This window comes from Methylobacterium sp., from assembly GCF_019750675.1.
In the GTDB taxonomy this organism is placed as follows: domain Bacteria; phylum Pseudomonadota; class Alphaproteobacteria; order Rhizobiales; family Beijerinckiaceae; genus Methylobacterium.
On the sequence record NZ_JAIEOF010000202.1, the window covers coordinates 1 to 10,441 of the forward strand.

10 protein-coding genes are annotated in these 10,441 nt (G+C 70.1%); 1 reads left to right on the forward strand and 9 read right to left on the reverse strand.

The features are described from left to right. Positions 1-133 precede the first annotated feature (133 nt). From K2X24_RS10740 to K2X24_RS10780, 9 genes are all read right to left on the reverse strand, one after another. On the reverse strand, positions 134-607 hold the full coding sequence (locus K2X24_RS10740; protein ID WP_292497716.1) for a carbon monoxide dehydrogenase subunit G: 474 nt from the start codon (positions 605-607) through the stop codon (positions 134-136). Between the two features lie 70 nt (positions 608-677). After that, on the reverse strand, positions 678-1,382 hold the full coding sequence (locus K2X24_RS10745; protein WP_292497718.1) for an ABC transporter ATP-binding protein: 705 nt from the start codon (positions 1,380-1,382) through the stop codon (positions 678-680). Then, positions 1,375-2,148: an ABC transporter ATP-binding protein gene (locus tag K2X24_RS10750; protein ID WP_292497720.1), complete on the reverse strand. Its 774-nt coding sequence runs from the start codon at positions 2,146-2,148 to the stop codon at positions 1,375-1,377. The genes K2X24_RS10745 and K2X24_RS10750 overlap by 8 nt, the downstream gene beginning before the upstream one ends. Then, complete coding sequence (locus tag K2X24_RS10755) at positions 2,145-3,161, reverse strand: branched-chain amino acid ABC transporter permease (RefSeq protein ID WP_292497723.1); 1,017 nt, start codon at positions 3,159-3,161, stop codon at positions 2,145-2,147. Before K2X24_RS10755 ends, K2X24_RS10750 begins: the two co-directional genes overlap by 4 nt. A 12-nt stretch (positions 3,162-3,173) precedes the next feature. Next, positions 3,174-4,070 (reverse strand): branched-chain amino acid ABC transporter permease, encoded by an 897-nt coding sequence (locus K2X24_RS10760; RefSeq protein WP_238282229.1) that lies wholly within the window; start codon positions 4,068-4,070, stop codon positions 3,174-3,176. Positions 4,071-4,096: 26 nt separating this feature from the next. Beyond that, entirely contained in the window at positions 4,097-5,344 is a 1,248-nt protein-coding gene (locus K2X24_RS10765) for an ABC transporter substrate-binding protein (protein WP_292497725.1), read from the reverse strand. A 95-nt stretch (positions 5,345-5,439) separates the two neighbouring features. Then, positions 5,440-7,806 (reverse strand): xanthine dehydrogenase family protein molybdopterin-binding subunit, encoded by a 2,367-nt coding sequence (locus tag K2X24_RS10770; RefSeq protein WP_292497727.1) that lies wholly within the window; start codon positions 7,804-7,806, stop codon positions 5,440-5,442. Further along, a complete protein-coding gene (locus K2X24_RS10775; RefSeq protein ID WP_292497729.1) occupies positions 7,803-8,327 on the reverse strand; it encodes a (2Fe-2S)-binding protein in 525 nt (174 codons plus the stop codon). The genes K2X24_RS10770 and K2X24_RS10775 overlap by 4 nt, the downstream gene beginning before the upstream one ends. Next, positions 8,324-9,202, reverse strand: a complete 879-nt coding sequence (locus K2X24_RS10780) for a xanthine dehydrogenase family protein subunit M (RefSeq protein WP_292497731.1) — start codon at positions 9,200-9,202, stop codon at positions 8,324-8,326. Before K2X24_RS10780 ends, K2X24_RS10775 begins: the two co-directional genes overlap by 4 nt. Positions 9,203-9,318: 116 nt before the next feature. Between K2X24_RS10780 and K2X24_RS10785 the strand changes: the two genes are divergently transcribed. Continuing rightward, entirely contained in the window at positions 9,319-10,026 is a 708-nt protein-coding gene (locus tag K2X24_RS10785; RefSeq protein WP_292497733.1) for a TetR/AcrR family transcriptional regulator, read from the forward strand. The last annotated feature ends 415 nt before the right edge of the window (positions 10,027-10,441 follow it).

Sequence of the window (10,441 nt, forward strand, 5' to 3'; positions counted from 1 at the left end):
TTGAAGACGGGCGCGGAGCGCGTGGCCGTGCCGGCGACGGTTCGGCCGCCGATGAAGTGCGAAATCGCGGTGGGCATGATCGTCTCGTGTCCTGTGCGGGGTGTTTTAGCGACGCGGAGCGTGGCCGGCCTGGTCAGGGGGTGTCCAGGGCCGCGCTCTCCGGTGCGGGCGCGCCGAGGCGGTTCGCGAACTTGCCGAAGAACTCATCGGCGAGCTTGCGGGACGTGGCCTGGATCAGACGACCGCCGAGGGAGGCGATCTTGCCCCCGATCTCGGCCTTCGCCTCGTAGCGCAGGATGGTGTCGGGGCCATCCTCCGTGAGGTTCACCACGGCGCGCCCCTTGGCGAAGCCCGCCATGCCGCCATTGCCCTGGCCGACCAGGGTGTAGCCCTCGGGGGCCCGGATATCCTCCAGCCGGACGGTGCCGGCGAAGGTGGCCGAGACCGGGCCGACCTTCAGGGCGACCTTGGCGGCCATCTCCTCGGGCGAGACCTGGGTGAGCTCCTTGCAGCCGGGGATGCAGAGCGTCAGCACCTCCGGGTCGTTGAGGGCGGCCCAGACGGTGTCGCGGGGCGCCGCGATTCGGTACTCGCCGGTGATGTCCATGCTGTCCTCCCTGGCTCGCGCCGCTGCCGGCGCGGATCGGCCGGCCTCTGAGATCGACCACGCGCTTTTTTCAGACCGCGCAGTACCGATCCTGGATCTCGGTGTCGGCGCGCAGAGCGGCGGCCGAGCTCTCGTGCACGACGGCACCCTGGTCGATGATCACGGCGCGGTTCGCGAGATTGAGGGCCCACTCGACGTTCTGCTCGACGAGGAGCAGCGTCACGCCGCGGTCGCGCAAGGACACGAACAGGCGGCCCATCTCCTCGACCAGCACCGGCATGATGCCCTCCGATGGCTCGTCCAGCAGGATGAGCTTGGGCCGCGCGATCATCGCGCGCGCGATGGCGAGCATCTGCTGCTCCCCGCCCGACATCGTCACGGCGATCTGGTCGAGGCGCTCGGCCAGCCGCGGGAAGGTCTCGGCGATCTCGGCGATCGCCGCCCCCTCCTTGATCGTGCGCGGCGCGCGCAGGAGGCCGAGCCTCAGGTTCTCCCGCACGGTCAGGCCCGGGACGATGCGCCGGTCCTCGGGCACGTAGGCGAGGCCTAGGGGAAAGCGGGCATGGGCGGGACGGCCGAGCAGTTCCGTGCCGAGGAAGCGCACGCTGCCGCCCACCTTCGGGATCAGGCCCATCACGGCCTTCATGGTCGTGGTCTTGCCCGCGCCGTTGCGGCCGACCAGGGCCAGGATCTCGCCGGCCCGGACCTCGAGGGAAAGTCCGTGCAGGACGTGGCTCGGGCCGTACCACGCGTCGAGGCCATGGATCTCAAGCATGGCCGTACCCACCGCTCTGGCCGAGATAGACGCGCCGCACCTCGCGGTCGGCCTGGATCTCGGCCGGGCTGCCATCGGCGATGAGCCGGCCGTGATGCAGCACGAGGATGCGTTCGGACAGGCCGAGGATCATCTTCATCTTGTGCTCCACGAGCAGGATCGTGCGCGTCTCGCCGAGGCGGCGCAGCAGGGCGACCATCTCCTTGGTCTCCTCCGGGCCCATCCCGGCAGTCGGCTCGTCGAGGAGCAGGAGCTTGGGGTCGCTCGCCAGGGCGATGCCGATCTCCAGGGCCCGCTGTTCGCCATGGGCGAGGGACGCGGCGGGACGGTCGCGCCGGCCCGCCAGACCGATATCGGCGAGCAACGCATCCGCTCGCTCCGCGAGGCCGGTGAGCGCGTCGCGCCGGCTCCAGAAGTCGTAGCGGCTCGCCCGCGCCTGCATCGCCGTCCGCAGGTTCTCGTGGGCGGTCAGGCGCGGGAAGACGTTCGTGATCTGGTAGGAGCGCGCGATGCCGAGATGCGCGAACCGGGCCTGGGGCACCCGCGTCATGTCGCGGCCCCCGAAGCGGAGCCGCCCGGCCGTGGGCGCCAGGGCGCCCGAGAGCAGGTTGAACAGCGTGCTCTTGCCGGCCCCGTTCGGGCCGATGATGGCCGTGATGCGCTCCTTGCCGAAGACCGCGCTGACGTCCTCGAGAGCCGTGAACGCGCCGAAGCGGCGGCCGAGCGCCTCCACTTCCAGGATCGGAGCCTGCGGAACCGGATTCATGATTGCCTCCGGCGGAAGGAGAGGCGTTCCAGGGCCGAGCCCCAGAGGCCGCGCGGCAGGAACAGCACGAACAGGATGAACACGGTCCCGAGGGCGAGCTGCCAGTGGGGCGTCCAGAGGCTGAACACGTCCTCCAGGACCAGCACCACCAGGGCGCCGACGAAGGGGCCGAAGAAGGTGCCGGCGCCGCCCACCAGCGTCATCACCACCGCCATGCCGGAGGTGTGGTAGGCGAGGCTGTCGAGGGGAACGATCGAGAGGTGGATCGCCGAGAGCGCGCCGCTCAGGCCGCAGAAGAGGCCGGACAGGACGAAGGCCAGGTGCTTCGAGCGCTCCACGTCGAAGCCGCAGGCGCGCGCGCGGGTCTCGTTCTCGCGGATCGCCTCGATGGCCGCCCCGAAGGGCGAGGCGAGGATGCGCGAGATCAGCGCCAGGGCCGCCCCCACGAAGGCCAGGACGAAGAGATATTTGACCTGCGGGTCGAGGATGTCGAGCGAGATGGGTCCGAGGCCGATCCGCGAGACCGTGAAGCCGCGCAGGCCGTTCTCGCCGCCGGTCCAGGACGAGGCCTGGAGCGCGGCGTAGTAGACGAGCTGGGCGAGCGCCAGGGTCACCATGGCGAAGTAGATGCCGCGCGAGCGGATCGAGACGGCCCCGACCGTCAGCGCCAACGCGCTCGCCGCGACCGTCCCGAGGCCCATCGCCAGGAGCGGGTGGAGTCCGTACGCGCCGATGGCGATGCCGGTGACGTAGGCGCCCGTTCCGAAGAAGGCCGCGTGCCCGAAGGAGAGGAGGCCGGTGTAGCCGTAGAGGAGATTGTAGCCGACGGCGTAGAGCCCGTAGATCAGGACGTTGACGGCGAGCGCCTGCGAGGGGAGCAGGAACGGCAGGGTCAGGAGCGCGAGGATCGAGAGCGGCGCGCGCCAGCGCGAGAACCCGGCGACGCCTGGGGCGCGCCGCGGCTTCACCGCCCCCGGCGGGGCGTCGACGACGGTCTGGTCGAGGGTCTGCATGTGCGATCTCCCTCAGACACCGAGGCCGGGCTTGCCGAACAGGCCCTGGGGCCGGATCAGGAGAACCAGGGCCATGAAGGCGAACATCGCGATGCTGGCCATCTCGGGGGCGACCAGCGCGGTCATCGACACCACGATCCCCACGAGGAGGCCGGCGACGACGGAGCCCATCAGCGAGCCCATGCCGCCGATCACCGTGACGGCGAAGGCCTCGCCCAGCACGACGTTGCCCATCTCCGGATTGACCGAGCGCATCGGCGCGGCGAGGACGCCGCCCAGGGCCGCGAGCGCGATGCCGAGGCCGAACACCCAGAGCCAGAGCCGCTGGATGTCGATGCCGAGGACCCGGAGGATTTCCGGGTCGCGGGCTCCGGCCCGCACGATCAGCCCGAGCCGCGTCCGCTCGAGGCCGTACCAGAGGACGACGAGCACCAGCGCCACCACGCCGACGACGAAGAGCCGGTAGATCGGGAAGTAGCCGATGCCGAGATCGGCGACCCCGGAGAGTTCCTCCGGAGTGGCGAAGGGCAGGCCGTCCGAGCCGAAGAGGATGCGAACCCCCTCCACCAGGACGTAACCGAGCCCGAAGGTGAGGAGCAGGGGATCGTCCGGCGAGCGGCCGGCCAGGGGCCGGATCAGGAAGCGCTCGACCAGGAGGCCGAGAGCCCCGACCATGAGCGGGCCGACCAGCAGCGCCGCCCAGAAGCTGCCCGTGCGCTCCATGACGAAGACGCCCGCGTAGGCGCCGACCATGAAGAAGTTGCCGTGGGCGAAATTCACGATGCCGAGCATGCCGAAGATGATCGACAGGCCGAGGGCCAGCATCACGAACACGGCGCCGAGCGCCACGCCCGAGAACAGCTGCATCGCGATGAGTTCGAGGTCCAAGGCGGCGAAGGCAGAGGTCATGGCCGGCTCCCGCTCATGGCGCCCGATCAGGCCCGGTGGCCGAGTTCGTCGCAGGTGCGGAGGGCGGCCTCGGAGCCGGCCTCGACCTCCAGGATGCGGAACAGGTCCGCCTCGCCCTGCATCTCGGACTTCTTGCGCGATTCCGTGATGAGCACGGACTGGATCGCCTGGTGGTCGCAGGCGCGGTAGCGCTCCGGACCCTTGGCGACGTCGTAGGTCAGGCCCTCCAGGGCCGCGATGACCCTATCCGTGTCGGTATCGCCGGCCGCCTTCACGGCCATCAGCAGGGAGCGGACGGCCGTGTATCCGTAGGCGCCGTAATCGGTCGGGATCGCGTTGGCGTAGGCGGCCCGGAAGGCGTCGTTGAAGGCCTTGGCCGAGGGCACGGTCTCTTCCAGGCGCCAGTAGTAGTTGCTCGCCCCCACCACGCCCTCGAAGGCGTCGGCGCCGCCCGCGAGGCGCTGGTTGTGCAGCAGCACCGGCACGACGATCCGGGCGGCCTTCTTCAGCCCGAAATCATTCGCCTGCTTGATGCTGTTGGCCTGATCGCGCCCGAAATTGCAGATGCACAGGATGTCGGGGCGCATGGAGCGCAGGCGCGGCATGAAGGTCGAGTAGTCCGGCGCGCCGAACGGGTGCAGGATCTCGCCGGCCGTCTCGGCGCCGATGGCGGCCGCCGCGCGCTTGAACCCGCGCAGCATCTCGTGGCCGTAGGCGTAGTCGGCGGCGAGGTAGGCGACCCGGGTGCCCTTCTTGAACGTGTGCTTGGCCACGGCCGCCGTGGTCATGTGCGGGTTCAGCGCCTCGTGGAAGGTGTAGCGGCTGAAATCCTTGGCCTCGTTGATCGTGTCGGACTGGCTGATCGACACGTAGAGGACCTTGCGCGAGCGGGTGATCTCGTTGACCGAGAGCTGGACCGCGCTCGACAGGGCGCCCACGATGAAGTGGGCCTTGTCCTTCTCGATGAGCTCCAGCGTCCGGGTCGCGGCCTCGCCGGGGTTGAGCTTGTCGTCACGGACCAGGAGTTCGGCCATCCGGCCGTTCAAGCCGCCGGCCTCGTTGAACTGCTTCACGGCGAGTTCGGCCGAGCGGATCTGATCCTTGGCCTCGGCGCCGAACGGGCCGGTGACCGGCGTCGGGAAACCGATGCGGATCGGCTCGGCGGCGCGGGCGACGAACGGCATCCCGATGCCCGCGAGCGCGCCCGTGGCGGCCAGTCCACGCACCAGCGTCCGGCGCGAGACGGAGCCGTGTCGCGATCCCTGTTCGATCATGGTTTCCTCCTGTCGTCGCGCGGGCTCGTGAAGGCGGCCCGCGTCGCGAAATCCGGGTGGCGGAAGTACGCCTGGGGAAGTCCGCCGGGGATGGATCAGATCACGTCGAGCGCCCTCAGGATGCGTTCGGGTGTCATGGGAAGCTGGGAGATGCCGGCGCCGAGGGGGCGCAGGGCGTCGTTGACCGCGTTCAGGGCCGCGCCGCTGGAGGCGGCGGTGCCCGCCTCGCCGCAGCCCTTGGCGCCGAGTTCGGTGTCCAGGGTCGGTGTCTCCACATGGGCGATGACGATGTCGGGCATCTCGCAGGCCATGGGCACGAGGTAGTCGGACATCGACCCGTTCAGGAGCTGGCCCGTCTCGCCGTAGCGGCATTCCTCGAAGAAGGCCGCGCCGAGCCCCTGCACCACGCCGCCGCGGATCTGCTCGTCGACGAGGAGCGGGTTGATGACGCGCCCGCAATCCTCCACGACCCAGTGCTTCAGGATCGTGACGAAGCCGGTCTCGACGTCGACCTCGACGAGGCTGCCGTGGATGCCGTTGGTGAAGGCGAAGGGATAGCCGCGCGGCGCGAAGTGGTGCGCCACCGTCAGGGCCGGGGAGACGTCCGGCGGCAGCAGATCCGAGCGGTAATAGGCGAGGTTTGCGACCTCCCGCAGCGTCATGCGGGGCATGCCGTCCGCGTCCGTGACCGCGTCGTCGCGGATATCGAGGGTGCCGGGCTCCGCCTGCAGGATCGCGGCGGCGATCTCCAGGATGCGCGCCTTCAGCTTGCGGCTCGCCTGGAGGGCCGTCTCGCCGCCGATGCCGGCGCCCCGGCAGGCCCAGGTCGCCCCGCCGGAGGGCGTGGTCTCGGTGTCGCCGGTCAGGACCCGGACGTGGTCGCGGTCGACGCCCAGGCCTTCGGCGACGATCTGGCCGATGATCGCCTCGCTGCCCTGGCCCTGCTCGGTGATGCTGATCGCGCAGCTCACCTCGCCGGCGGGCGTCAGCTTCAGGACGCATCCGTCCTGCGCCGAGATGTGCGCGCCCCCGACGCCGTAGAAGGCGGGCGTCGGATTGGTGATCTCCACGTAAGTCGCGATGCCGATGCCGCGATGGATGCCCTTCGCGCGCAGGGCGGCCTGCTCCGCGCACAGCGCCGGATAGTCCATCAGGGCGTGGAGCTTCTCCAGGCAGGTGGCGAGGGAGAGCTTCTCGAAGCGGTACCCGCTCGGGGTGGTGTGCGGGTACATGTCGTCGGTGACATAGTTGCGCCGCCGGATCTCGAAGGGATCGAGCCCGAGCCGGTCGGCCGCGAGGTCGACGAGGCGCTCCGTCACCGCGCAGGCGATCGGATGGCCGACCGCCCGGTACTGGCTCATCTGCACCTTGTTCTGGGCCACCACCGTCAGGTCGGCGCGGTAGTCGGTCAGCCGGTAGGGCGCGCCGATCAGGCGCACGACTTGGTTGCCCTCCACCGCGCTGGTGCGCGGATAGGCCGAGAACGGGCCGACGCCCGTCACGTCGTCGACCTCGATCGCCCGAAGGGTGCCGTCGGGGCCCACCGCGAGGCGCGCGCGCACGCGGTGGTCGCGGGCATGGATGTCGCTGGCGAAGGCCTCCATCCGGTCGGCGGTGAACTTCACCGGCCGCTTCAGAAGCAGGCTCGCGCCCACCACCGCCATGTCCTCGTGGTAGAGGTGGAGCTTCATCCCGAAGGAGCCGCCGACATCGGGGGCGATTACCCGCACGCGGGCCTCCGAGAGGCCGAAGTGGCGGGCGTAGAGATCCTGGAACTGGTAGGGCGTCTGCGTCGATTGGTGGACGGTGAGGCGAGCCTCGCTCGGGTCGAAATCGGCGAGCACCGCGCGCGGCTCCATGGTCACGGCGGTGTGGCGGCCGAAGCGCAGATCGACCGAGACGATCTCGGCCCCCGCGAAAGCGCTGGCGGTCGAGCCCGCCTCGATGCGCGTGCGGAACAGGACGTTGTCGGGTGCGCCCGCGTCGATGACGGGGCTCTCCGGCGCCCGGGCCGCATCGAGGTCCACGACCGCATCGAGTTCCTCGAACGCGACCGCGATCACCTCGAGGGCATCCTCGGCCTGGGCGCGGGTCTCGGCGATCACCATCACCACCGGCTGGCCCGCCCAGACGACCTTGTCCGTCGGCAGGGGGCGCTGGGGCGCGGAACGCATGCCCTTGAAGTGGCTGAGCGTCCCGACCCAGGGCGTGCAGAGGGGCTCGAAATCGGCGCCGGTCAGCACCCGGTGGACGCCCGGCATCGCGGCGGCGGCGGACACGTCGATCACGCCGAGCCGCGCATGGGCGTAGGGGCTGCGCAGGAAGGCCGCGTGGAGCATGCGGGGCAGCACCACGTCGTCGGTGTAGCGGCCCCGCCCCGCCAGCAGGCGCCGCGCGCCGGGGCGCGGCAGGCCGCGTCCGATATAGCGGCCCGCGCCCGGGCTGTCGGCCGCCGCGCTCATATCGCCGCCTCCCGGCCTGGCTGCGGATCGGAGCGGCCCGCGCGGGCCTTGGCGACGCTCTCGATCGCGTCGACGATGGCCTCGTAGCCGGTGCAGCGGCAGTAATTGCCCGAGAGCGCGTCGCGGATCACCTCCCGGGACGGGACGGTGCCGGACGCCGCCCACGCCCCGAGGCAGTCATGCGCCACCACCAGGATGCCGGGGGTACAGAACCCGCATTGCAGCGCGTTGCGGGCATGGAACGCGGCCTGGAGGTCGGCGAGGGTCCCCGCCTCCGACAACCCCTCGACCGTGTCGACCCGGAGCCCGTCCGCCTGCACCGCGAGCATCAGGCAGGCATGGACCGGCTGCCCGTCGAGGTTGACGATGCAGGCGCCGCAGGCGCCGGTCTCGCAGCCGAGATGCGTGCCGGTGAGGCCGAGGTCGCCGCGCAGGAAATCGGCCAGGGACAGGCGCGGCTCCACGAAGTGCCGGACCGGCGTGCCGTTCACGGTGAGGGAGAGGGACTGCGGGGTGCTCATGCGGCCACCGCCTCGGCCCCGCCCTCGCCCAGGGTGGCCAGGACCCGACCGAGCAGGACGCGGGCGAGATGCATGCGGGCCGCCGCCGAGAGGCTGTCGTCGTCGTCCGGCGAGATGTCGTCCCCGAGGGCTGCGCGAGCCGCCGTGATCGCATCCCCGTCGAGGGGGCGCCCCGTGAGCGCGGCCTCCGTCGCGGGGGCCCGCATGGGCGTCGGCCCCACCGAGCAGAACCCGAGTCGGGCCGAGGTCACGAGCCCCTCCGCGAGTACGAGGTTCGCCGCGAGCCCGACCATCGCGTAGTCGCCGCGGCGCCGGGCGATCTCCGTGAACTGCATCCGCGACCCGGACGCCGCCAGCGGCACATGCACGGCGGTCAGCATTTCGCCGGGGACGAGGGCCGTCTCGTAGAGGTCCTGGAAGAAGTCGTCCGCCGGCACGGCGCGGATTCCATGCGGCCCGGTGATCTCCAGGGTCGCGCCGAGGGCGCGCATGCAGGCCGGCAGTTCGGAGGCGGGATCGGCCAGCGAAAGGCTACCGCCCATCGTGCCGAGATTGCGGATCGCCGGATGCGCCATGTAGGCGGCGGCCTGGGTCAGGATCGGCGCGTGGGCGGCGATGAGGGGGGATGCCAGGGTCTCGGCGTGGCGCGTGAGGGCGCCGATCCGCAGGGATTCCCCCTCGATGGCGATGCCGCGCAGCGCCTCGATCCGTCCGATGTCGATGAGGAGATCCGGAGCGTCGAGGCGCAGGTTCAGGGCCGGTAACAGGCTCTGGCCACCCGCGAGGTAGCGCGCCTCCCCGGCACAGGCGCCATAGGCGTCGAGCGCCTCCGCCACGCTTGCCACGCGGCGATAATCGAAGGCCCGCGCCTTCATCAGCGTCCCTCCCACAGGCCGCGTATCGGTGCGATCACTCGTTGTTGACCGCTTGGTTACAAGCTATCCAGGGTCGGACGGCATCGTCAAGCGAAATAACCAGGCGGTCACGAAGCATGGATTGTCCCGATGCCCGCGCCCCGGACGCGTCGGCCGCGCGGTCGGAGAAGGCCACGCTCGCCGGCCGGCGGCGCTTGCCCGCCGCGCAGCGCGAGCGGCAGATCGTCGAGGCGGCGGCGCAGTTCTTCGCGGAGCACGGTCTCGCCGGCCAGACGCGTGAACTGGCCCGCGAGATCGGGATCACGCATTCGGCGATCTTCCGCTACTTTCCGACCAAGGAGGCGCTTCTCGATCGTGTCTACGACCACGTCTACGTCCAGCGCTGGAACCCGGCCTGGGACGGCCTCGTTCAGGACCGGTCGCAGACGCTCGAGGCGCGGATCCTGCGGTTCTATCGGGAATACGCCGAGAAGATCTTCGACTACGTCTGGGTGCGGATCTTCGTGTTCTCGGGCCTGAAGGGCTACGACATCGCCCCGCGCTACCTCGCCATCATCCGCGACCGGGTGATCCATCCGATCTGCGCGGAGATGCGGACGGACCTGAACCTGCCGCCTCCCGAGACCGTGCCACTGACCGAACGCGAAACCGAGGCCGCCTGGGCGCTGCACGGAAAAGTCTTCTACTTGGCCATCCGCAAGTTCGTCTATGGCTGGCCGATTCCCGACGACCTCTCACAGGTCATCGCCGACGATGTCGGGGCGTTCCTGAGGGGCGCGGCGCCCATCTTCGTCGATAGCGTGACCGATGCCTCACCGTCCTGAATGCTGTGGCGTGGCCATGATTGGTCAGAGATTCTCAATGTAAATCAGGAGGATGGCCTCGATGGAAGATCCCTGGGGCAACGAAGTCGGGGGCTTCCCAAGGCAGAGCCAGGTCCGGAACCGCCCGTCCCTTCTCCGACCGAGATGGTGGCGCACGGATGAATTGCTTTTGACCGCGCAAGGCCGTCGACCGGACATCGCTTCCGACGGAACGATGGTCCGTGCTCGAAGACACTTGGTCGGCCCGACGGCGCATCGAACGACATCTTGGCCGCGGCGGCTCGATCCGACGTGTGCGACAGACTTCGACGAGGCCTCTACCCCCTTACCCTATCGGGTTGTCACGGAGTTGCAATCGCATGGTTACGAGACGTGTCGTCAAACTCACCGAGTTCGGCTCGCCACAGGTGCTATC

Coding starts and splice junctions, on each gene's coding strand:
- K2X24_RS10740 (WP_292497716.1), bottom strand. CDS start 607: ATGGACATCACCGGCGAGTACCGAATCGCGGCGCCCCGCGACACCGTC.
- K2X24_RS10775 (WP_292497729.1), bottom strand. CDS start 8,327: ATGAGCACCCCGCAGTCCCTCTCCCTCACCGTGAACGGCACGCCGGTC.
- K2X24_RS10770 (WP_292497727.1), bottom strand. CDS start 7,806: ATGAGCGCGGCGGCCGACAGCCCGGGCGCGGGCCGCTATATCGGACGC.
- K2X24_RS10745 (WP_292497718.1), bottom strand. CDS start 1,382: ATGCTTGAGATCCATGGCCTCGACGCGTGGTACGGCCCGAGCCACGTC.
- K2X24_RS10755 (WP_292497723.1), bottom strand. CDS start 3,161: ATGCAGACCCTCGACCAGACCGTCGTCGACGCCCCGCCGGGGGCGGTG.
- K2X24_RS10760 (WP_238282229.1), bottom strand. CDS start 4,070: ATGACCTCTGCCTTCGCCGCCTTGGACCTCGAACTCATCGCGATGCAG.
- K2X24_RS10785 (WP_292497733.1), top strand. CDS start 9,319: ATGGATTGTCCCGATGCCCGCGCCCCGGACGCGTCGGCCGCGCGGTCG.
- K2X24_RS10765 (WP_292497725.1), bottom strand. CDS start 5,344: ATGATCGAACAGGGATCGCGACACGGCTCCGTCTCGCGCCGGACGCTG.
- K2X24_RS10750 (WP_292497720.1), bottom strand. CDS start 2,148: ATGAATCCGGTTCCGCAGGCTCCGATCCTGGAAGTGGAGGCGCTCGGC.
- K2X24_RS10780 (WP_292497731.1), bottom strand. CDS start 9,202: ATGAAGGCGCGGGCCTTCGATTATCGCCGCGTGGCAAGCGTGGCGGAG.